At 74.7% G+C, this 21,230-nt stretch carries 22 protein-coding genes; 15 read left to right on the top strand and 7 right to left on the bottom strand.

Annotated features, from left to right (window positions below):
• The 5 genes from ABIB16_RS08485 to ABIB16_RS08505 all read left to right on the top strand — a co-directional run.
• Positions 1-296, top strand: a 296-nt coding sequence (locus ABIB16_RS08485) for a hypothetical protein (protein WP_354436209.1), incomplete at its 5' end; no start/stop codon positions are given.
• Between the two features lie 268 nt (positions 297-564).
• Positions 565-1,272 carry a GntR family transcriptional regulator gene (locus ABIB16_RS08490; RefSeq protein ID WP_041104849.1) on the top strand — a complete coding sequence of 236 codons (708 nt, stop codon included), beginning with the start codon at positions 565-567 and terminating at the stop codon, positions 1,270-1,272.
• Complete coding sequence (locus ABIB16_RS08495; RefSeq protein ID WP_036315546.1) at positions 1,269-1,631, top strand: CidA/LrgA family protein; 363 nt, start codon at positions 1,269-1,271, stop codon at positions 1,629-1,631. Before ABIB16_RS08490 ends, ABIB16_RS08495 begins: the two co-directional genes overlap by 4 nt.
• Positions 1,628-2,362, top strand: a complete 735-nt coding sequence (locus ABIB16_RS08500; protein ID WP_044659364.1) for an LrgB family protein — start codon at positions 1,628-1,630, stop codon at positions 2,360-2,362. Before ABIB16_RS08495 ends, ABIB16_RS08500 begins: the two co-directional genes overlap by 4 nt.
• 177 nt (positions 2,363-2,539) lie before the next feature.
• Positions 2,540-3,292 carry a metal-dependent hydrolase gene (locus tag ABIB16_RS08505; RefSeq protein ID WP_044659363.1) on the top strand — a complete coding sequence of 251 codons (753 nt, stop codon included), beginning with the start codon at positions 2,540-2,542 and terminating at the stop codon, positions 3,290-3,292.
• Positions 3,293-3,320: 28 nt separating this feature from the next.
• Here ABIB16_RS08505 and ABIB16_RS08510 read toward each other — a convergent pair whose 3' ends face one another.
• Positions 3,321-4,043 (bottom strand): DUF6226 family protein, encoded by a 723-nt coding sequence (locus ABIB16_RS08510; protein WP_044659362.1) that lies wholly within the window; start codon positions 4,041-4,043, stop codon positions 3,321-3,323.
• 41 nt (positions 4,044-4,084) lie between these two features.
• Positions 4,085-5,587: a long-chain-fatty-acid--CoA ligase gene (locus ABIB16_RS08515; protein WP_044659361.1), complete on the bottom strand. Its 1,503-nt coding sequence runs from the start codon at positions 5,585-5,587 to the stop codon at positions 4,085-4,087.
• A 265-nt stretch (positions 5,588-5,852) separates the two neighbouring features.
• Between ABIB16_RS08515 and ABIB16_RS08520 the strand changes: the two genes are divergently transcribed.
• The gene (locus ABIB16_RS08520; RefSeq protein WP_044659360.1) at positions 5,853-6,914 is read left to right on the top strand and encodes a zinc-binding dehydrogenase; all 1,062 of its coding nucleotides are present in this window, start codon (positions 5,853-5,855) and stop codon (positions 6,912-6,914) included.
• Between the two features lie 43 nt (positions 6,915-6,957).
• Here ABIB16_RS08520 and ABIB16_RS08525 read toward each other — a convergent pair whose 3' ends face one another.
• Positions 6,958-7,185 carry a sulfurtransferase TusA family protein gene (locus ABIB16_RS08525; RefSeq protein WP_002855519.1) on the bottom strand — a complete coding sequence of 76 codons (228 nt, stop codon included), beginning with the start codon at positions 7,183-7,185 and terminating at the stop codon, positions 6,958-6,960.
• Positions 7,186-7,237: 52 nt separating this feature from the next.
• The gene (locus ABIB16_RS08530) at positions 7,238-8,365 is read right to left on the bottom strand and encodes a YeeE/YedE family protein (protein WP_044659359.1); all 1,128 of its coding nucleotides are present in this window, start codon (positions 8,363-8,365) and stop codon (positions 7,238-7,240) included.
• Positions 8,366-8,532: 167 nt separating this feature from the next.
• On the opposite strand from ABIB16_RS08530, the gene ABIB16_RS08535 reads away from it, so the two are divergent.
• The 5 genes from ABIB16_RS08535 to ABIB16_RS08555 all read left to right on the top strand — a co-directional run bounded on the left by ABIB16_RS08535 (position 8,533) and on the right by ABIB16_RS08555 (position 13,167).
• Positions 8,533-9,237 (top strand): hypothetical protein, encoded by a 705-nt coding sequence (locus tag ABIB16_RS08535; protein WP_044659358.1) that lies wholly within the window; start codon positions 8,533-8,535, stop codon positions 9,235-9,237.
• Positions 9,238-9,375: 138 nt separating this feature from the next.
• Complete coding sequence (locus ABIB16_RS08540) at positions 9,376-10,920, top strand: alanine/glycine:cation symporter family protein (RefSeq protein ID WP_044659357.1); 1,545 nt, start codon at positions 9,376-9,378, stop codon at positions 10,918-10,920.
• A gap of 98 nt (positions 10,921-11,018) precedes the next feature.
• Complete coding sequence (locus tag ABIB16_RS08545) at positions 11,019-11,609, top strand: DinB family protein (protein ID WP_044659356.1); 591 nt, start codon at positions 11,019-11,021, stop codon at positions 11,607-11,609.
• Between the two features lie 11 nt (positions 11,610-11,620).
• A complete protein-coding gene (locus tag ABIB16_RS08550) occupies positions 11,621-12,148 on the top strand; it encodes a hypothetical protein (protein WP_036315583.1) in 528 nt (175 codons plus the stop codon).
• Between the two features lie 188 nt (positions 12,149-12,336).
• Positions 12,337-13,167: an alpha/beta fold hydrolase gene (locus tag ABIB16_RS08555; protein ID WP_020627045.1), complete on the top strand. Its 831-nt coding sequence runs from the start codon at positions 12,337-12,339 to the stop codon at positions 13,165-13,167.
• A gap of 7 nt (positions 13,168-13,174) precedes the next feature.
• Here ABIB16_RS08555 and ABIB16_RS08560 read toward each other — a convergent pair whose 3' ends face one another.
• Positions 13,175-13,912, bottom strand: coding sequence for a Pr6Pr family membrane protein (locus ABIB16_RS08560; RefSeq protein ID WP_020627044.1), 738 nt, complete (start codon positions 13,910-13,912; stop codon positions 13,175-13,177).
• Between the two features lie 104 nt (positions 13,913-14,016).
• On the opposite strand from ABIB16_RS08560, the gene ABIB16_RS08565 reads away from it, so the two are divergent.
• Complete coding sequence (locus ABIB16_RS08565; RefSeq protein WP_020627043.1) at positions 14,017-14,466, top strand: SRPBCC family protein; 450 nt, start codon at positions 14,017-14,019, stop codon at positions 14,464-14,466.
• A gap of 45 nt (positions 14,467-14,511) precedes the next feature.
• On the opposite strand, the gene ABIB16_RS08570 is transcribed toward ABIB16_RS08565, so the two are convergent.
• Positions 14,512-16,260 carry an ABC-F family ATP-binding cassette domain-containing protein gene (locus ABIB16_RS08570; protein WP_036315586.1) on the bottom strand — a complete coding sequence of 583 codons (1,749 nt, stop codon included), beginning with the start codon at positions 16,258-16,260 and terminating at the stop codon, positions 14,512-14,514.
• Positions 16,261-16,321: 61 nt separating this feature from the next.
• Between ABIB16_RS08570 and ABIB16_RS08575 the strand changes: the two genes are divergently transcribed.
• From ABIB16_RS08575 to ABIB16_RS08585, 3 genes are all read left to right on the top strand, one after another.
• Positions 16,322-17,500 carry a cystathionine gamma-lyase gene (locus ABIB16_RS08575; protein ID WP_095353522.1) on the top strand — a complete coding sequence of 393 codons (1,179 nt, stop codon included), beginning with the start codon at positions 16,322-16,324 and terminating at the stop codon, positions 17,498-17,500.
• A gap of 188 nt (positions 17,501-17,688) precedes the next feature.
• Positions 17,689-19,320, top strand: coding sequence for an amidohydrolase (locus tag ABIB16_RS08580; RefSeq protein WP_101967770.1), 1,632 nt, complete (start codon positions 17,689-17,691; stop codon positions 19,318-19,320).
• A 223-nt stretch (positions 19,321-19,543) separates the two neighbouring features.
• Entirely contained in the window at positions 19,544-20,464 is a 921-nt protein-coding gene (locus tag ABIB16_RS08585) for an SDR family oxidoreductase (RefSeq protein ID WP_060973477.1), read from the top strand.
• 30 nt (positions 20,465-20,494) lie between these two features.
• Here the strand turns inward: ABIB16_RS08585 and ABIB16_RS08590 are convergent, their stop codons facing one another.
• A complete protein-coding gene (locus ABIB16_RS08590) occupies positions 20,495-21,196 on the bottom strand; it encodes a ZIP family metal transporter (protein ID WP_044659347.1) in 702 nt (233 codons plus the stop codon).
• Positions 21,197-21,230 lie beyond the last annotated feature (34 nt).

Here is a 21,230-nt window from a genome sequence, read left to right on the forward strand (position 1 = left end):
GAGAGGTTGACTCGAAGGATCACACGGTGGCCGCGTCCACGTCTGGAACGACGTGCCCGACCACCGGGCGCTACACCACTATGCGGGACTCAACTGATCGCTCCCTCGAGGGGGCCGAGCCTTACGACGAGGACAAGGTCAATGTGGAGCGGTTCAACCGCGGAGGCATGAGTCAGGGCCTCGTCCATCTGCCCTGGTGGGAGGACCAGGCCATCCCCCTCCTCCTCGACCGCTGGGGAGCCTGGGCGGACACCCGGGGTCTCCTCGGCCCGGAGGACTACATCGGGAGCTGGTGACCCGACAGTGTGTGGTGCCTGCCGCCGTCCTCGATGGCCTCCTTCGCCACCGGCCGGGTGACGTGGGGCGCACAGGGAAGGGCCACGTGTTGCCGGTGAGCAGCGCAATGAGCTCCGCGCGGTCCGCGCCGGCGGGGTCGAGACGGGTGATGGCGACGGTCATGGGGCGAGGGTGGGCGCCGGCATCATGGGCGCCTCCCCACCCGGACCCCTTCCGAGTCCGACACAATGCATACATCCATGCATGCATCCGATTACTCTGGCCCGCATGACTCCACTCTCCGACCCCTTATGGGGCAGTCGTGCCACGGCTGCCGGCCGCCTGGCCCACGACGTCGCCTGGCGCATCGTCCGCGGTGAGATCGCCGCGGGGGAGATGCTCACCGAGGTCCAGCTCTCCACGGAGGCCGGCATCTCCCGGACGCCGGCCCGGGAGGCCCTCCTCCAGCTCGAGCGCTGGGGCCTGGTGCGGCTCCTCCCCAAGAAGGGCGCGGCCGTGCAGGCCCTCACGCCGCAGAGCGTGGCCGACCTCACGGCCCTGCGCGGCCTCCTCGAGTCCACCGCCCTCGCCACGGTCGCCGCGCGGCCCGACGCCGTCGGGCCCCTCGTCGCCACGCTCACCGCCAACCTGGAGCAGCAGCGCGCCGCCCTGGACGCCGGCGACCTCGCTGCCTTCTCCGCGCTGGACGTGCGCTTCCACCGGGACGTGATCGCCACGTGCGGCAACGCCGCCTTCGACGAGGTCGTGCGCACCTTCGCCCCCCGCCTGGCACGCCTGATCCACGCCGCCACCGGCGGATCCGTCGACGCCGCCCGCCGCCTCCTCGATGGGCACGCCGAGATCTGCGCCCAGCTGGCCGCCGGGCGCGCCGCAGACGCCCAGCGCGCCCTGCAGGCGCACCTCGACGCCGCGGGGAGCGGCGTCGTCCCCGGCCTGCCGCCAGTGGGCCCGTCCGAGGCAGGTGAACCCCGATGATCGAGGGCCTGCTGATCCTGCTGCTCTGCCAGCTGGCGGGCACGCTCGTGGCCGACACGCTGCACCTGCCGATCCCCGGGGCCGTGCTGGGCATGCTCCTGCTGCTCGGCCTGCTCGCGTGGCGCCGGCCGGCCGAGGACGCGCCGGTGATGACGGCGAGCCATCACCTGCTCCAGCACCTGCCGCTGCTGTTCGTCCCGGCGGGCGTCGGCGTCGTCGCGGTGCTGGGCCTCATCGAGGAACACCGGGCGCTGATGCTGGTCGGCTTCGTGGTGCCCTGGCTGCTGGGGCTGGTGGTCACCGCCGGCGTCGCCGCCCCGCTCGCCCGCCGCCTCACGGACAAGGAGGACGCACAGTGAACGCCGCCGAACTCACCGACTCCCTCGCCGAGGCCTGGGACGCGCTCCTGCACACACCGCTGTTCGGCATCGCGCTGACCCTCGCCGTCGCCGTGCTCTCCCGCCGTCTGTGGCTCGCCGCCCGGCAGACCGCCCTGCTCACGCCCGTGCTCGTGACGATCGTGCTGGTGGCCGCGTTCCTGGCCCTGACCGGCATCGACTACGAGACCTACATGATCGGCGGCAGTTACCTCACCTTCCTGCTGGGCCCCGCCACCGTGGCCCTCGCCGTCCCCCTCTACCGGGCCGGCCCTGACATCCGGAAGCTGCTCCTGCCGGTCGCCGTCGGGGTCACCGTCGGCTCGCTGACCGCCATGGTGAGCGCCGTGCTGATCGTGCGGGCGATGGGCGGGGACGCCGCGCTGGCCGCCACGTTCGCCCCCAAGTCCGCGACGACGCCGATCGCCATGGCGGTGGCCGACGCCGGCGGCGGGATCGTCTCCCTCGCCGCCGTGCTCCCCGTGCTCACCGGCGTGCTCGGCGCCGTGTTCGCCCCCTGGGTGCTCGACCGGCTGCGCGTGCGCGACCCCCGCGTGCGCGGTCTGGCCATCGGCGTGAGCTCCCACGGCATCGGCACCGCCCGCGCCCTCGCTGAGGGGCCGAAGACCGGTGCGTTCTCCGCCCTCGCCATGGCCTGCTCCGGTGTGCTCACCGCCCTGCTGGCCCCGCTGGTGCTGGCGATGACGGGGTGAGGGGCCGGGCGGCCGCCCCCGGCCGGGCAGCCGCCTCGACCCGCTCCGGCCGCGGCGGCCGCCTTACCGTGTCCGCCCCGCCTGCCACCCTGGTCCTCTTCCTTCCCCGCGGGCCGCCCGCCGGCCCTCGCAGGCGCAGTGACGCGGCCCGGTCCTGCGAACGAGAGGACCCCACCCATGATGGGCCCGTCCCACGCGGCCACCGGCGCCGCGGCCTGGCTGGCGCTCACGCACTGGCAGTCGCCGATCGCCGTGCTGCACCTGCCCGCCGAGCTCCAGCTGCTCGGCGCCGTGACCACCGCCGGCGCGGCCATGATCAGCGACTGGGACCACCCCCGCGCCACCGTCGTCCACGCCCTGCCGCCCCTGACCGAGTGGCTGAGCCGCGGCATCCGCCACGTGGCCGGCGGGCATCGGCGCGGCACACACTCGCTGGTGGGGATCGCGGCGTTCACCGCCGTCGCGACGGCGGCCGCCTCCATCCAGGTGCCGATCGCGGGGCACGTCTACACACCGGGGCAGGGGGTCATCGCCGCGTTCCTGGCGGCCGTGGCCGCCAAGGCCCTCCGACTGCTCCCGAACCGGGGATGGAGGGCCGCGTGGGCACTCGGCATCCTGGTCGCGGTGTCGGCGACCGTCCTCAGCGACGGGCTGTGGTGGATCCCCGCCTCCGTGGCCGTCGGCGTGAGCGTGCACATCCTCGGCGACGCCCTCACCAACAACGGGGTGGCCCTGCTCTGGCCGCTCAGCCCGGAGCCTCCCGCGCGCCTGTGGTGGTGGCAGTCCTCCGGACGGTTCCGGCTTCCCCTGCTCGGCCGGACCGGGTCCTGGCGGGAGTGGGCGCTCGTCTCGGTGGTCACCGCGTTCACCGTGGTGCGGGCCGTGCGGCTCGTCCCGCTCGCCGCTCGGGGGGTGGCGGCACTGTTCTGAGCGGCGGCACCCGGCCACCGCCGCCCCCTCACGCCTCCGGGAGCCACCCCGCCCGCACGGTCGCCTCGGTCCCGCGGGGCAGCCTCGGGCGGCCGCCGGCGGCCAGGTCCCGGCAGGCGTCCGTGAGCGCCTCGAACGACCACCCCGGGACCCGGCCCAGCGCCTCGGCCGTGCCGTCCTCGCGCCAGTGCACGTGCCAGTCCCGGCGCCGCAGCCCATGACGGCCCCGCAGGCTCACCCCCGTCCCGACCGCGTGCACGACCGCCTGGTCCACGGCCTCGAGCAGCTCATCCGACCCGGGGTCGCAGGCGTCGCATCCGCAGTCCGGGAGCAGCGCGTGCACCTGCCCCGGGGCACCGACCGCCACCCGGAGCACCGGCAGGACGCCGCCGTCGTCGTCCTGGGGCACGTCCGTCTCCAGCAGCCACCAGGGGGAGGCGCCGTCGACGCAGGCCGGCGGCGCCACCCGCAGCGCCCGGTCCACGGGGGCCGCCAGGTCGGCGCGCCCGGCCTCGTCGAGCGGGATGCCACGCACCGGGTCCGGCACGACGACGGCGCCCGCCTCCGCGAGCACCTCGGCCCACACGCGGGCCCGGGCGCCCGCGATCCGATACCGCTGCGGGTCGGTCACCCGGGAGTACTCCTCCTCCCGAGGCGGGGCGCCGTCCGGGTGCGGGGCAGGCCAGGCGGGCAGGTCGAGGGCGGCGTACCGCCGGGCCACCTCCGCCCGCAGACGCGGCAGGGTCGTCATGGGAGGCTCACCCGTGTGTCCGGCCCGGGCGGTCACCCCGCTCACTCCGCCGGCGTCAGTTCCCGCTTGAGGATCTTGCCGGTGGCGGTCTTGGGCAGCCCGTCCCGCACGGTCACGGTGCGCGGGTACTTGTAGGGCGCCACCTGGGACTTCACGTGCTGGATCAGCTCCTCCTCCGTGGCGTGCGCACCGGGGGCGAGCACCACGTGCGCGGCGACCTCCTGGCCGAGCTCCGGGTGGGGCACCCCCACCACGGCGGCCTCCGCGACGGCCGGGTGCTCGTAGAGCACCTCCTCGATCTCGCGCGGGTACACGTTGAGCCCGCCGCGCAGGATCATGTCCTTCGTGCGGTCCACGATGTAGTAGTTGCCCGCGGCATCGCGCCGGGCGAGGTCGCCGGAGCGGAACCAGCCGTCCTCGGTGATGGCCTGGGCGGTGGCCTCCGGCTTGCCCCAGTAGCCCTTCATCACGTTCTCCCCGCGGATCCACACCTCGCCCAGGGTCTCCTCATCGCCCTCGGGCACCACGGCCCCGTCCGGCGTCACCAGCTGCAGTTCGCACCCGCGGACGGCGCGTCCGATCGAGCCCGGCTGATGCTCCTCACCCGGATGGTTGAAGCACGCCACCGGGGAGGTCTCGGACAGGCCGTAGCCCTCGAGGATCTCGCAGTCGAAGGTGGCCTCGAAGCGGCGCAGCAGCTCCACGGGCAGGGCCGATCCGCCGGAGACGCCCAGGCGCAGGCTGGCCAGGTCCTCCGGATGGTCCTTGGCCGCGGCCAGCACGGCCCCGTACATGGTGGGCACGCCGATGAACACGTCCACCGCGCACTCCCGGACGGTCTGCGCGGCCACGGCGGGATCGAAGCGGGGGATCAACGCCAGGCTGGCGCCCGTCGTCACGGGCGCCATGAGCGCGCACGTGAGGCCGAAGACGTGGAACAGCGGCAGGCAGCCGAGCACGGTCTCCCCGTGCTGGAGCTGGATCAGCGTCTCCGCCGCGGTGTCCGCGTTGGTGCCCATGTTCCGGTGGGTCAGCTGGGCGCCCTTGGGGCGGCCGGTGGTGCCGGAGGTGTAGAGGATGACGGCGTCGTCCTCGAGGTCCCGCTCGACGGTCTCGGTCACCGGGCCGGGGCTCGCCGCGAGGTGCGGGGCGAGGCCGTCCTCGCCGAGGGTGCGCAGCGGCACACCGCGCTCGCGGGCGCCCTCCACGGCTTCCTCGGACGGCACGGACCACAGCATCGACGCGCCCGAGTCCTCCAGGTAGTACTCGATCTCGCGGCGCTTGAACAGCGGGTTCATCGGGACGACGACGGCGCCCAGCTGCAGGGCCGCGAAGAACACCACCGGGAACGCCGGGATGTTCGGCACCATGAGCGCCACGCGGTCCCCGGGGCCGATGCCCTCCTGCCGCATGAGCCCGGCCAGACGCTGGGACTGGTCCTGCAGCTCGGCGTACGTCATGCGGTTCTCGCCGAGGATCAGGGCGGTGGAGTTCGGGTGCTCGGCGGCGGTGCGCTCGAGGCGGGCGGGCAGGGTGAGGGTCACGACGGGCCTCCGAGGGGAGTCGGATGTGATGGGAACCACAGCGTAACGCCCGGCGGTGCTCGTTCGCTGTGAGCCGAGCGGGGTGTGTCGGCGGACCTCACGCCAGCGACATCACCGCGGTTCTGCCCGGCGGTGATGTCGCTGGCGCGCGGTCATCCACCGGCCCCGCCTGCGACGTCGATGTGTCGTCTCCACGGCTCAGGGGCGCAAGACTGGTCCCCGCACACCGCCGCCCGGACCGCCGGGCCAGACCGGAGGACAGACCATGACCGCACAGACCCCCGCCACCCCTGCCATCCCCGAGACGATGAAGGCCGTCGTCATGCGCGCGCCGGGCGACGTCGTCGTGGAGGAGGTGGACACCCCGCGCGTCGCTCAGCCCACGGACGTCGTCCTGAAGCTGGCCGCCGCGTGCGTGTGCGGCTCGGACCTGTGGCCCTACCGCGGTCACAACGACGTCGACCACCGGCGCATGGGCCACGAGTACGTCGGCACGATCGTGGAGAAGGGCGAGGACGTCGCCACCCTCGAGGTCGGTGACTTCGTGATCGGCTCGTTCATGCTCTCGGACAACACGTGCGAGATCTGCCAGGCCGGCTACCAGTCCCGCTGCGTCAACGCCGGCGAGTACACGGGCAGCCAGGCGCAGTACATGCGTGTCGAGCTCGCGGACGGCTCCCTCGTGAAGGTGCCCGGGGGTGAGCCCTCGGACCCGGACCGCCTGGCCGACTACCTCGCCGCCTCGGATGTGCTCGGCACCGGCTGGTACGCCGCCGTCGCCGCGCAGGCCGGCCCCGGCAAGACCATCGCCGTGGTCGGCGACGGCGCCGTCGGCCTGTGCGCCGTCCTGGCCGCCAAGACCCTCGGCGCGGAGCAGGTCATCGTGTTCTCCCGCCATGAGGATCGGGCCGCGCTCGCCCGTGAGTTCGGCGCGGACGTCGTGATCGCCGAGCGCGGCGAGGAGGGCGCCGCCCAGGTGCGCGAGCTCACCGGCGGCTACGGCGCGCACGGGGTGTGCGAGGCCGTCGGCACGCAGGGCTCCATGGACCAGGCCCTGGCCTCGGTGCGCCCCGGCGGGTACGTCGGGTTCGTGGGCGTCTCCCACGACCAGACCCTCGACGGCTCCGACCTCTTCGCCCGGGAGATCCACCTCGAGGGCGGGCCCGCCCCCGTCCGCCGCTTCCTACCCGAGCTGATCGAGCGCATCCAGTCCGGCGAGATCCAGCCCGGCCGCGTGTTCACCGCGCGCATGCCGCTCGACGACGCCGCCGAGGCGTACCAGGCCATGGACGAGCGCCGCGAGATCAAGGTGCTGCTGGAGGTCTGAGCCCCCTGCGGAGTGCGGAGGTGCCGAGGGGCTCCTCCGCCCCTCAGCCCTTCTTCACGGTGATCGTCCACTCCGCGGCGCCGCGCTTCACGAAGTCGGTGACCTCGTGGCCGTTCTCCGCGGCCCAGCGGGGCAGGGAGTCGGTGGCCTGGGTGCAGTCGAAGTCGATCACGAGCTCGTCCCCGGAGGGGATCTGCTGCATCGCCTGGTTGGCCTCCACGAGCGGGAAGGGGCAGACCTGGCCGTCGGTCTCGAGCAGGTGCTTCGCCATGATGTTCTCTCCTTGGTGTCGGTGGTCAGAGGTCGTTCGTGGGCGGGTCGGCTCAGCCGATCGGCGTGAGCTTCACGGGGCGGGCCGCCCCGGCGTCCGCCGCCGCGCCCTCGGCCGAGGTGAGGCCAGAGCCGGAGGTGGGGGCCGGCGTCGTGCCCTTGCCGCGGTGGTTGAGGATGAAGAGCTTGGCCGCCAGGCCGGTGCCCAGCACCATGAACACGAGGGCGGTCCAGCCCTGGAAGCTGAAGGTCGCGGTGTTCACCATCGCGTTGCCGATGGTGCAGCCGCCGGCCCACGCCGCGCCCCAGCCCATGCCGAGGCCGCCGATGATCGAGCGGACGGTGGTCTGCGCGTCGGGAACGCGGACGCGGAACTCGCCGGAGGCCTTCGCGGCGATGAACGAGCCGATCAGCAGGCCCGTCACCATCAGCACGCCCCAGTCCACGAGCTCGAGTTCGCCCGTGCCGATGAACGCGCCGATGTTCGCGGACGGGCCGGTGATGCCCAGGCCGGACTCGCGGCCGGTCGCCCAGGAGAGCGGCCACGCGAGGATCGCCAGCACGCCGATGATCGCGGCGGTGACGAACGGGTGCCACGCCTTCTCGGTGAGCACGTGCGCGAGGCCGGTCTTGGCGGCGGGCAGGCGGAAGCGGGTCATGGCCGCCTCGCGGCGCAGGTGATGACGCACGGCCAGGCCGACGCCGGCCACGAGCAGCGCCACGAACACCCACGGGGACAGCCCCGTGAGCTGCTGGAACGAACCCGTCTGCGTCTCGACGGAGCGGACGGCCTCGGTGGTGCCGGCCAGCGGGCCCTTGCGGAACGCGGTGGCGCCCACGATGTAGAAGATCAGCGCGAACCACGAGCCCACGAGGCCCTCGCCCGCGCGGTAGTACGTGCCGGTGGCACAGCCGCCCGCGAGCACGATCGAGAAGCCGAAGATCAGGCCGCCGATGATCGTGCCGAGCCACGGGAACGTCTCCGCCTCCAGGGTGATCACGCCGAGCGCGTCGAGGGCGAACACGCCCACCGACTGGACGGCCACGATCACCATGAACGCGGTGAGCCAGCGGGTGGACCGGATGGTGAACAGGTCACGGAAGGCGCCCGTGACGCAGAAGCGTCCGCGCTGGAACACGAAGCCCAGGACGAGGCCGAGGAGGAGTCCGGTGATGATCATGCCTGCCATGAGACAGTGTGCGGCCGGGCCCGCGCGCCGCGCAGGACGCGCGGGGTAACAGTCGCAGAGCTGTGCCGGGGACGGCGCGCGGCGGCGCCGTGGGCGACGCTTGACCCTCCCCTTGGGGGAACGCCCACGCTGGGATCACCTGAGAGAGAGGTCGCCCCATGAGCCCCCTGATGACCGTCGGCGAGTTCGCCCTCGCCACCGGACTGAGCGCGAAGGCGCACGCGGCCGAGCTGCGACGCCGCCGCGACCTCGAGGACCGCGCGCTCGCGCTCGCGGTCGCCGGTGTCTACGCGGCCCCGGATCCCGACGACGACGGCGGCCCCGCCCGTCCCGGCCCCGTGGCGGAGCGCACGGTCGGGCCGACGCCGTGGGCCGGCGTCGTGCAGCGGGTGGCCCTGGACGAGGCCGGTGAGGAGTCGACCACCGAGCGCGCGAACGCCGCCTTCGCGACGCTGTTCCAGGCACTCGCGGAGGCGGGGTCGGCACCCGCCGGGCCGCTGTGGACGGCGCTGCGTCCGGTGCCGGGCGCCGCCGACGTCGTGGAGACCGTCCTGGCCGTCCCGCTGAGCGGCCCGGCTCCCGCGGGTCTCAGGGTCGACGGGCACGAGGTGGTGGCCGGGACGCTGCCGCGCCGCGTGGAGCGGTACGTGGACGTGCGGGCCGACACGGGCGAGGTCGACCTGCTCGACGACGCCCCCGGCGGCGCGCTGCCCCATCCGGATCTGCTGGGGCTCATGGACGCGTTCGACATGGAGGACGCCGGTGCCGCGCCGGAGATCCGCCAGATCCTCGCGGACCCGGAGGCCGGACACATCGAGCTGGCGGTGACAGTGCGGGAGGAGGCGGGAGCGGGGCAGGGGTGAGCCGGTGCGGGGGCGGCACGGCGTGTCTGGCCGGCCGACCCTGCCGGTCCCGCGCGGACCCCCGGGGGCTCAGGGGTGCCCGGGGTGGCCCGAATGTGATGGAGTGCACGGATCCTGTCCGCGACCTGGGAAGTGACCATGGAGCAGTTCGTCACCGCCGCCAACTCGATCATGTGGAGCCTGCCCATGGTCGTCGGGCTCCTCGCCCTGGGCCTGTACTTCACGATCCGCATGGCGGCTCCCCAGGTGCGGCTGCTCAAGGACATGGTGGGCCAGCTGGTCAGGGGAGGATCGTCGTCGGCGGGGATCAGCTCGTTCCAGTCGTTCGCCATGGCCCTGGGCGGGCGCATCGGGGTCGGCAACATCGCGGGCGTCGCGGCCGCGATCTACCTGGGCGGCCCGGGCGCGCTGTTCTGGATGTGGGTGACGGCGATCCTCGGCGCCCCCGTGGCGCTCGTGGAGAGCTCGCTGGCGCAGCTCTACAAGCACAAGGTCCGCGGCGAGTACCGCGGCGGGCCCGCGTACTACATCCTCGAGGGGCTCGGCCGGAACTGGCGGTGGCTGGCGGTCGCGTACGCCGCGGCCACCGTGTTCGCGACGGTCTTCACCGGCCCGCAGATCCAGGCCAACGCCGTCACCGCCGCCACGACCGAGGCATGGGGTTGGGATCCGCTGTGGGTGGGTCTCGGGATGGCCGTGCTGTTCTGCGTGATCGTGTTCGGCGGCATGCACCGCCTGGGCCGCACGGTGGGCCTCGTGGTCCCGTTCATGGCCGGCGCGTACATCCTGGTGGGGCTGCTCGTCGTCGGGCTCATGTGGCAGCAGGTCCCCGCGATGTTCGGGCTGATCTTCTCCAGCGCGCTGGGCCTGGACTCGGTCTACGGCGGCATCCTCGGTGCCGCCGTCGCGTGGGGCGTGCGCCGTGCCGTGTACTCCACCGAGATCGGCACCGGTTCGGGCGCCCAGGCCTCGGCGGCCGCCCACGTCTCCCACCCCGTGAAGCAGGGCCTGGCCCAGGCGTTCTCCGCCTACGTGGACACCCTGTTCGTCTGCACCATGACCGGCCTGATGATCCTCGCCACGAACAGCTTCAACGTGCTGGGCCCGGACGGGGAGAGTCTGCTCGCGGAGCACGTGCCCGGCGTCGAGGAGGGCCCGGCGTGGGTCCAGATCGCCATCGACGAGGCACTGCCCGCCTTCGGCCCGTCCTTCGTGGCGATTGCCGTCTTCCTCTTCTCCTTCACCACCCTGCTCTCCTTCGCGTTCTACGCGGAGACGAATGTCGCCTACCTCATCCCGAACAAGACGGCGCAGCGCGCGGTCATCGCGATCGCCCGGCTGATGCTGGCCGGCTCCATGGTGTTCGGGTCCGTGCAGAGCTCGGCCCTCGTGTGGGCGTTCGCCGACTTCGGCGTCGGCCTCTACACGTGGGTGAACATCGTGGCACTCATCCTGCTGAGCCCCGTGGCCATCCGGCTGTTCAAGGACTACGACCGCCAGCGCCGAGCGGGCCAGGACCCCGTGCTGGATCCGGCGGCGATCGGCGTCCGCAACGCCCGCCTGTGGGAGCAGATCCACGCGGCCTACGAGCGCACCGGGGACGTGGACGAGGCCATGGACCACGTCGCGGACACCGCCCCGGACACCCGGGCCATCACCGTGGTCCCGCGCCGGGAGGGCTGAGGACCGACGACGGCGGCCCGGGGCGCCGGACGTCCGCGACGACGTCGGGCCACGGGCCAGGGCCGTCCGCGCGGCCTGAATCCCGGCAGGCTCACCCCATGGACCACAAGGAGATCCTCCATCAGGGGCTGCGCCGGCAGCGCGACGCCCTCTTCGCGAAGCTGGACGGCCTGCCCGAGCGGGAGGTCCGCCTGCCCCGCACCCCCACCGGCACCAACCTGCTGGGCCTGCTCAAGCACGCGGCCACGTGCGAGCTCGAGTACTTCGGCGAGGTCTTCGGCCGCCCCGCCGGCATCCCCCTGCCCTGGGACGCGCCGGGGGTGGGCGAGGAGAACGGCGCGGACCTGTTCGCCGCCGAGGACGAGACCCTCGAGGACGTCCTCGACTACGCGCGGCGATGCTTCGCGCACGCGGACGCGACCATCGAGGCCCTCGTCCTCGACGCGCGGGGGCGGGTCCCCTGGTGGCCCGCGCACCTGGCCGAGGTGACTCTGGCGCAGATCCTCTCCCACGTGGCCCTCGACGCGGCCCGCCATGCCGGCCACGCCGACATCCTGCGCGAGGGGATCGACGGGCAGGCCGGCCTGCGCGGCCCCGGGGACAACCTGCCCGGCTGGGACGCCGAGCGGTGGGCCGCGCACGTGCGGCGGCTCGAGGGGATCGCCCGGGGTGCGGGCCCGGTGCGCTAGCGTCCGCGGTGATGACTCCCCGCTCGCTCGCCGGTCTGGCCCTCACCGTCGCCGCCCTGATGTCCGCCTTCGTGCTGATGGCGCCGACGGCGCCGGGGCTGTTCGTCGGCGTGCTCACGGTGGGGACCTTCGGGTTCGGCCCGTTCTACGGGGAGCCCTCGCGGCAGCTCGTGGACCGGCCGTGGAGGCGGGACACGCGCTGGCGCGATCTCGCCCGCCGGGTCCGCACCGACTGGCTCTCCCGGCAGCTGGGCGCCGTCGGCTGGAACGCGGCCATCAGCCGCCGCATCACCGGCCGGGCCGACCTGCGGCGCATCCGCACCGCCGCCGTGGGCTCCCTCGTCAGCCACGCCGCCTCCGCGGGTCTGCACGCGGTGGCGGGCGTGGCGCTGGCGGCCGTCGGGCATCCGGTCTGGGGCGTGGTCGCGGTGGCCCTGGGGCTCGTGGTGCACGCCTGGCCAGCCCTGCTGCAGGTCTCCGTGCTCGGGCGCATCGACGGACTCCAGACGCAGATCCGCGGGGACCAGCTGCTCTGGTGACCGGCCGGCACCGGGCGGCCCGGCCGAGCACTTTGTGGGCCGAATCCGACGGATGAGCCCCTGAATCGGGCACGGGAGCGTCGCATTCGGCCCGCAAAGCGGTGGGGAGGGGGCAGCGGGGAGAGGGCGGCGAGGAGAGGGCGGCGGGGAGAGGGCGGCACCGCGCGCTCAGCCCTACGCTCGGACCCATGACCGAGCACACATCCGAGCACACCCCCGAGAACCCCCACGTCGTCCGCCGCGGCTCCGGCGTCCCGCTGATCGCGGTGCACGGCAACAGCGTGGACCACCGGCTGCTGCTGCCGCTCGACGACGCCCTCGCCGAGGCCGGGGAGGTCGAGCGGATCTACGTGGACCTGCCGGGCTTCGGCCGGACCTCGGCCCTCCAGGACGACGGCGGCCTCCCCGAGCTCGCCGCCTGGCTCGTGGACTGGATCCGCGCGGAGGTCGGCGAGCGGCCGTTCGCGGTGCTCGGCAACTCCCTCGGCGGCCTGCTCGCCCGGCACGTGGCGGCCGAGTTCGGCGCGCAGGTGTTGGGGCTGGGGCTGCTCGCGCCCGTCGTCGACCCGGACGAGGACCGGCGCACCCGCACCGACCTGGTGGTGCGCGAGCGCGACGACGCCTTCATGTCTACCCTCGACCCCGACGACGCCGCCCCGTTCCTCGAGATGTCCCCGCGGCTGACGCGGGACACGTGGGAGCGGTTCCGCGAGCACGCGCTGCCGGGCGTCCGCGCCGTGGACGAGGAGGCGCTGAAGCGCCTGTCCGCGCGCTACGTCCTGGACGCCGTGCCGGAGGAGGCCGCGCCGCCGTTCGAGGGGCCCGCCCTGATCCTCACCGGCCGGGAGGACCACCTCGTCGGCTACCGGGACCAGGCCGCGCTCCTGGAGCATTACCCGCGCGCCACCTACGCGGCGCTCGACGCCGCCGGCCACAACGTGCACCTGGACCAGCCGGAGGTCGCCGAGGCGCTCGTCCGCGCGTGGGCGGTGCAGGTGGGCCGCGCGGCGTCGGACTGAGGCGGGGTCAGGGGGAGGGACGGGCCTCCACCCGGGCCTCCGCCTCGGCGCCCGCCCCCACCCCGACGCCGGCCCGCGCCAGCAGGCCGTCGGCCACCCGCAGCAGGGCGGCGACCGCCACGAAGAACACGAGGATCGCCACCACGTAGACGGCGACGCCGTCGTAGCCCAGCCGCGGGACGTCCAGGATCGTGTACGGGTACCAGTCCAGCCACGGCCCGCGCAGCAGCGTGAACGCCAGCCAGGCGAGCGGGATGAGCGTGGACAACCACACCACCCGCCACGTGATCTGCCGCCGCGGCCCGAAGACCGCCCACAGCACCGGGGTGAGGATCGGCGTGACGATGTGCTGCAGGGTGTCGTTGAACCGCTCGACGGCGGTCATCGGGTCGGCGTCCCGCAGCAGCACGTTGAACACCACGCCCGTGATCACGATGCACACCACCCCCGTCACCCGCAGCACCCGGAACAGCGTGCCCGGCCGGTGCAGGCGCAGCGCCAGCAGCAGGGACGTCAGCCCCACCAGGAAGTTCGAGAGGAACGTGAAGTACGTGGGCTGGTTGAGCATGTGCTCCCAGCCGCCCTCGAGCACGCCCGCGTAGCCCGCGTCGGCCGGCAGGTCCGAGGACTTCCACGAGCCGATCCACAGTGAGAGCAGGTTGCCGCCCAGGGACAGGGCCGCGGCGACGGCGAAGGCAGGCCGCGCCGTCGTCGTCCAGCGGCCGGAGGGGGTGGGGAGGGTCATGCGCCCATCCTGCCGGAGCGCGACGCCGCCCCCGGTGCACTGGCCGAGCCGCTCGGGCCGGCGGGCGTGTCCCGGCCGGCGGTCCGGACCCTACGCTCGGCACCATGATCCGGACCCCCTGGACCCGCACCCCCGCCGGCGCGAGGCGCGCGCGCCGCCCCCGACAGTTCCGCCGCGTGACGACGACCGGGCCCGCCGCCGTGGACGTGGCCTGGGCCCGCTACGCCGACCTGCGCCTGTGGCCGCGGTGGGCTCCGCAGATCCGCGCCGTGGAGGCGCCACGGCGCCGGCTGCGGGCCGGGCTTCGCGGCGTGGTCCACGCGCCCCTGGGGCTGCGCGTCCCGTTCGTGGTCGAGGAGGTCGACGACGACGCCCGCACCTGGCGGTGGACGGTGCGGGTGGCCGGGACGGCGGTCTCCATGACGCACGACCTCACCGCCACCCCCCGCGGCACCCGGGCGGGGCTGACGGTCCACGGGCCCGCCGTCGTCGCCCTGGCCTACCGACTGCCGGCCCGCGTGGCGCTGCGGCGGCTGTGCCGGGCGCACCTCTGAGGGCGGACCGCCGGGCCGGGCCTGTGGCCAGGGGCCCCGCCCGCCTCACACCGCCGCGGCGTCGGTCCGCAGCTCGACGCGCGGCCAGTCGGCGAGGTCGGCGAGCATCTGCCGGTCGTGGGTCACCACGACGACGGCCTGCTCCGTGACCTGCAGGGCCTCGGTCATCTCGTCCACGAGCGCGGGGGAGAGGTGGTTCGTCGGCTCGTCCAGCAGCAGCACGTGGGGGCGCTCGATGAGCACCATCGCCAGGTGCAGACGGGCCTGCTGCCCCTGGGACAGGCGTCCGACCGGGGTGTCCGCGGCCTCGGCGGTGAGCAGCCCGAGCGAGGGCAGCGTGGGGGCCGGCAGGGGACGGCCCAGGTCGTCGACGCCGGCCTCGTCCGCGCCGACGCGGCGCACGTGCTCCTCGAACACGGCGGCGGCGGTGCGCTCCTCGTCCCACGCGGGGGTCTCCTGCGCCACGAGGCGCACGCGCACGTCGGCGCCCACGGTCACCAAGCCGCTCGTGGGCTCCAGGTCCCCGGCGAGCACGCGCAGCAGCGTGGACTTCCCGGCCCCGTTCGGGCCCGTCACCAGCACGCGGCCGCCCGGCACGAGGGCCGCGCCCATCGGCTGCTCGAGCCGCCCGGCCACGCGCACGGCGTCCGCGGTGAGCAGGACGTCGTCGCCCGCCGTGCCCGGCCCGCCCGCCGTGCCCGCCGCCGCGTCCGCGCCGTCCCGCGGGTCGCCGTCGGGCATGTCCGCGAACGGCCAGTCCAGGCGCAGGGGCGGCTCGGGCACGGTGATCCGGTGCGCCTCCAGCTCGTCGAAGCGCCGGTTGAACATCTGCACGATCCCCGCCGACCGGCTCGAGCGCTGGTGCTTGCCGGTGCCCTTCGGGGGCCGCCACGAGCCCTGCATCTGCTCCCGCGCGTCCTCCACGGCCAGCTCCAGCCGCTCGCGCTCGGCGTTCTGCTCGGCGTACTCCTGCTCCCAGGCGGCCCGGGCGCGGCGGCGCCCCTTCGCCCAGCCGGCGTACCCGCCGGAGTACCGCCGCGGCCGCCCGTCCTGGCTGGGATCCAGGTCCACGATGTCGGTGCACACGGCGCGCAGCAGGGCGCGGTCGTGGCTGACGACGGCGACCCCGCCCGGGTGCTCCACCAGCCGGCGGGTGAGGAAGTCCAGGGCGACGTCGTCCAGGTGGTTGGTCGGCTCGTCCAGCAGCAGCAGGTCCGGCCGGGAGCCGAGGGTGACGGCCAGGCGCACCCGGTGGCGCTGGCCGACCGAGAGCGATGTGAGGGGGCGCTCGCGGTCCGTGCACGCGTGCAGCCCCTCGAGGTCCATGTCCACGCGCCGGCCGGCGTCCCAGGCGTCGTAGAGGTGGGCCCGCTCCAGCGCGGTGGAGTACCGGTGTCCGGCGCCGGCGTCGTCGGGGGCCTCGGCCAGGGCGGCCGCGGCGGCGTCCAGGGCCTCGAGTGCGGCGTGCGGGCCCGTGAGGGCGTCGCGGACCAGGTCGCCCACCGTGCGGGAGCGCCCGTCGGCCCGCGCCCGCAGCGCCTGCGGGACGAACGCGAGCGTGCCCGCCCGCGTCACGCGGCCGACGTCGGGCGTGATCCGGCCCGTGAGCACGTGGAGCAGCGTGGTCTTGCCGCGCCCGTTCTCACCCACGATCCCGAGCCGCGAGCCGGCGTTGATCCGCACCGTGGCGTCCGTGAGCACGCGGTGCCCGCCGAGCGAGACGGTCAGGTGCTCGCCGCGCAGGTGGGCGGCGGGCCCGGCGGGCAGGGCGGGGGAGGGAGGGCCGGAGGTCATGTCCGCCAGTCTAGGGAGGGGGCGCGCTGCCGCGTCCGGGGTCGGGACTACGCTCGGGGCCATGTCCGCCGCCCCGCCGCCGCCCGCCTTCGGCACCGTCCTGCACCACCGCGCCCACGGGATGGCCCCGGGGGAGTCCATCTCCCCGCCGCTGGTCCACGCGAGCGCGTTCCACCTGCCCGGCGCGGACCCGGACGGCGCCCCCACCGCCCCCGGCGCGGACGTGCCTTTCCAGTACGCGCGCTGGGCCACGCCCACCTGGTCCGCGCTCGAGGCCGCCCTGGGCGCGCTGGAGGACGCCGACGTCGCCGTGGTCCCCTCCGGCATGGCCGCGATCGCCGCCGTCCTGCTGCCCCTGCTGCACCCGGGGGACCGCGCCCTCCTGCCCGCGGACGGCTACGGGCCCACCCGCGCCCTCGCCGCCGAGCACCTCACGCCCCGAGGCGTGCACGTGGACCTGGTCGCCACCCAGGGGCTCGCCCATGCGGACCTGAGCGGCTACGACCTGGTGCTCGTGGAGACCCCCTCCAACCCGGGGCTGCGCGTGGCGGACCTGGCGGACGTCGCCGCCCGCGCCCACGCGAACGGCCGCCGGGACGGCGCGGGGGCCCTCGTGGTGGTGGACAACACGCTGCTGACCCCCCTGGGGCAGCGCCCGCTGGAGCTGGGGGCGGACGTGGTCATGGCCTCGGACACGAAGGCCGTCAACGGGCACACGGACGCCCTCGGCGGGCACGTGGCCAGCCGGGACCCGCAGGTGATGGCGCGGGTGCGCGGCTGGCGGACCCTGGCCGGCGGGATCCTGGGCACCCACGAGGCCTGGCTCATCCACCGCGGTCTCGAGACCCTCGAGGTCCGCTTCGCCCGGATGTGCGCCTCGGCGCAGGCGGTCGCGGAGCTGGCCGCGGGCCACCCGGCGGTGCGCGCCGTGGTCTACCCGGGGCTGGCGGACCACCCGGACGCGGAGGTCGTGGCGCGTCAGATGACGGCGGCGGGCGGCCTCGTCGGGCTGCGGTTCGCGGACGCGGCGGCGGCCGAGCGGTTCATCGCCGCGGCGCAGTACGTGGTGCCGCAGACCAGCTTCGGCGGCACGCACACGGCGGCCGAGCGCCGCGCCCGCTGGGGCGACGACGTCCCGGACGGTTTCGTGCGTCTGTCCGTGGGCGTGGAGCCCACCGCCGAGCTGCTGGCCGACCTGGAACGCGCGATGACCGCCGCGGGCGGCGGGCCGACCGCCTGACCCGCGCCCTCCGCACTTTGTGGGCCGAATACGACTCTCCCGGGGGCTCTGGGGCCCGGGAGAGTCGTATTCGGCCCTGAAAGTGAGCGCCGCCGAGACCTCACCCTGACCCGCGTCCCGGCTACGCTCGCGGACGAGGCCGCCCACCCGCGCCTCGCCCGCCCGCCCCGCCCCAGGAGACCCGCCCCATGCAGCTCGACCTGATCGTGGAGAACGCCCGCCTCATCACCGGCGACCCCGCCCGCCCGTCGGCCTCGCGGCTGGGGGTGTGGCGGGGCGTCGTCGTCGGGGTGGACGAGGAGCTGGACGGCTTGACGGCGCGCGAACGCCTCGACGCGCGGGGGCGCACCGTCCTCGCCGGGTTCAACGACGCCCACGCGCACAGCGTCTGGTTCGGCCAGTCCCGGCTGGACGTGGACCTCGAGGGTGCGCGCACCGCGGAGGAGGTCCACCGCCGGGTCCGCGCCCGCGCCGCCGAGCTCGACCCCGGCGCCTGGGTGACGTGCACCGGCTTCGATCCCGGCCACCTCACCGGCCCCCAGCCGGACCGGGACAGCCTCGACGCCGCCGCCTCCGGGCGCCCCGTGCTCATCCGCCACAACACGGGCCACGCCGTCACGGTGTCCGGGGCGGTGCTGGTCCTGGCCGGCGTGGGGGAGCAGGTGCTGCAGCAGCCCGAGGGCGGGCGGATCCTCACGGACGCCGCCGGCCGGCCCACCGGTCTGTTGGAGGAGACCGCCATGAGCCTGGTGACCCGGCTGCTGCAGCCGGAGTCCCACGAGCACATCGGCGCGTGCCTGGCGCGGGCGTCGCAGGAGTACGCGGCCGAGGGCATCACCTCGGTGACCGATGCGGGGGTGGCCGGCGGGTGGATCGGGCACAGCCCGCTCGAGTTCGGCGCGTATCAGCGCGCCCGGGACGCGGGGCTGCTGCGCACCCGCTTCCAGACGATGGTCGCCCTGGATGCGCTGCGCCCGGTGGACGGCCACCCCGACGACGGCACGCACCTCACCCTCGACGCCGGCGTGCGCACGGGGGTGGGCGACGAGTGGCTGCAGATCGGGCCGGCGAAGGTGTTCACGGACGGGTCGATGCTCGGGCAGACCGCCGCGATGACCGAGGACTACTGCGGGCACGGCCACGGCCGCGGCTACCTGCAGCAGGACGCGGGGGAGATGCGCCGGGCGTGCCTCGGTGCGGCGGCCGCCGGCTGGGCCCTGGCCCTGCACGCGATCGGCGACGCCGCCCTCGACTTCGCCCTCGACGTGATCGCCGAGGCGCGGGGCCGGTTCGGGCGGCCCGTGATGCCGCACCGCGTGGAGCACGGCGGGGTGGTCCGCGACGACCAGGTGGCCCGCATGGCCGAGCTGGAGGTCGTGATGGCCACCCAGCCGAACTTCATCGGTGCGTTCGGCGGGTCGGTGCGGGAGCGGATCGGGCCGGAGCGGGCCGCGCTGTCGTACCCGGCCGGCCGGCTGCTGCGTGCGGGCCTGGTGCTGCCCGGCAGCTCGGACCGCCCCGTGGCCGGCGGCCGCCCGCTGGAGGTCATCCAGGACTTCGTGCTGCGCCGCACCGAGACCGGCGAGCAGTACGGCCCGGACGCGGAGCGGCTCACGGTGGCCGAAGCCCTGCACGCCTACACGGTCGGCTCCGCGGAGGCGACCGGCTGGGGCGGCCGCAAGGGACGGCTCGTCGCAGGCCAGCTCGCGGACTTCACGGTGCTCAGCGAGGACCCGCGCGCGGTGCCGAGCGACCAGATCGCGGCGATCGACGTCGTCGCCACCGCCGTGGGCGGGGAGTTCGTGCACGGCGGGCTGTGACGCCCGGCCCCGGCACCGGCCCCGACTCCTCGCGACGAGCCCTGCGATATGGCCCCTAAACGCGTGGTTTAGGGGCCATATCGCAGGGCTCGTCATCCAGGGGAGCGGGTGGGGCACGTCCGGTGACCCGGGGATCAGCCGTGGCGCCGCCGGGGGGCTGCTCCCTACGCTCGGAGGACGGCGCGCAGACCGCGCGTCGCCCCGAGACCGTGAGGAGCACCCCGTGGCGCACGACGACGCGAACACCACCACCACCGACCAGCTCACCCTGCAGGACCCCACGAAGCGCTACCCCGTGATCAGCCCGCCGGAGCAGTCGCTGCCGGGCACCGGCCTGGACGCGGAGATGACGCCGAAGGCCGACCTGGGTGAGAAGTCCTACCGCGGCACCGGCCGTCTCGAGGGCCGCAAGGCGCTCATCACCGGCGGTGACTCCGGCATCGGCGCGGCCACCGCGATCGCGTTCGCGCGCGAGGGCGCCGACGTCGTCATCAGCTACCTGCCCGAGGAGGAGAAGGACGCCCAGCACGTCCTCGAGGTCCTGCAGGCGGAGGGGCGCACCGCCGCTGGGATCCCCGGCGACCTGCGCGACAAGACGTTCTGCGCCGACCTCGTGGCCCAGGCGGTCGAGAAGCTCGGCGGGCTGGACGTGCTGGTGAACAACGGCGGCAAGCAGGTGGCGCAGGACTCGATCGAGGACATCGACGACGAGCAGCTCGAGGCCACCTTCGACATCAACATCCTGGCCCAGTTCCGCCTGGTCAAGGCCGCCCTGCCGCACCTGAAGCCGGGCTCCACGATCATCAACACCACCTCCGTGGTCGCCTACATGGCCCCGGAGCAGCTGGTGGACTACTCCGCCACGAAGGCCGCCATCAACACCTTCACGAAGGCCCTGGGCCAGCAGCTGGCCCCGAAGGGCATCCGCGTGAACGCCGTGGCGCCCGGTCCGATCTGGACCCCGCTGCAGCCCTCCGGCGGCCAGAAGTCGGAGGACCTGCCGGAGTTCGGCCAGTCCACCCCGCTGGGCCGCGCCGGGCAGCCCACCGAGCTGGCCCCGGCCTACGTGTTCCTGGCCTCGCCGGAGTCCTCCTATGTGGTGGGCGCGACCATCCCGGTGACCGGCGGCATGCCCACCCCGTGACCGGAGTCGGGCGTTCCTGTCCCTGGGCGGTCACACCACCAGGGACAGGAACGCGCCGAGCGCGAAGCCGACCACGGTGAGCAGCCCGGCCTTCTCCCCGCCCTTCTCTCGGGCCTCGGGGATCATCGTGTCGATCAGCATGACCAGCAGGGCGCCGGCCGCGAACCCCTGGATGCCGCCGGTCAGGGTGGGGGAGGCGACGTCGGCGATCAGCCCGCCGCCCCACGTCGCCAGAGCGCAGACCACCGCCACGAGCGACCACTGGACCAGCAGGTGGCGCCGCGTCTTGCCGCCGTCGAGGGAGTCGGCCGTGGCGGCGATGGACTCGGGCAGGTTGGACATGAAGATCGCCACGAGCAGCGCAAGGGAGACGCCCTCGCCCGCGGCCAGCCCGATGCCCAGCACGAGCTGCTCCGGGATGCCGTCCAGCAGCGCGCCCACGGTCAGCGCCGCGCCCGAGGACGAGCCGCCGGACCTCGCGGCGGAGCGCTCCACCGCACGGTCGCCGAGGAAGTAGGCGGCCGCGCCGAGCGTCAGCCCGATGCCGACGGCGGCAGGTCCGGCCGCCTGCACGCCCGCCTCCGCGAGCTCGAAGGACACGGACGCGATCAGGGCGCCGGCGCCGAAGGCGAGCACGAGTCCGATCGTGCCCATGTGCCAGCGGCGCAGGGTCGCCAGGACGGCGCCCACGAGCAGGGAGGACGCGGCGACCGCGCCCCACATCAGGGTCATCACGGCAGCCAGGCTACGCGCTGACCGGGGGCGA

It is taken from the genome of Micrococcus sp. UYEF5 (genome assembly GCF_040546065.1).
Lineage (GTDB): Bacteria > Actinomycetota > Actinomycetes > Actinomycetales > Micrococcaceae > Micrococcus > Micrococcus luteus.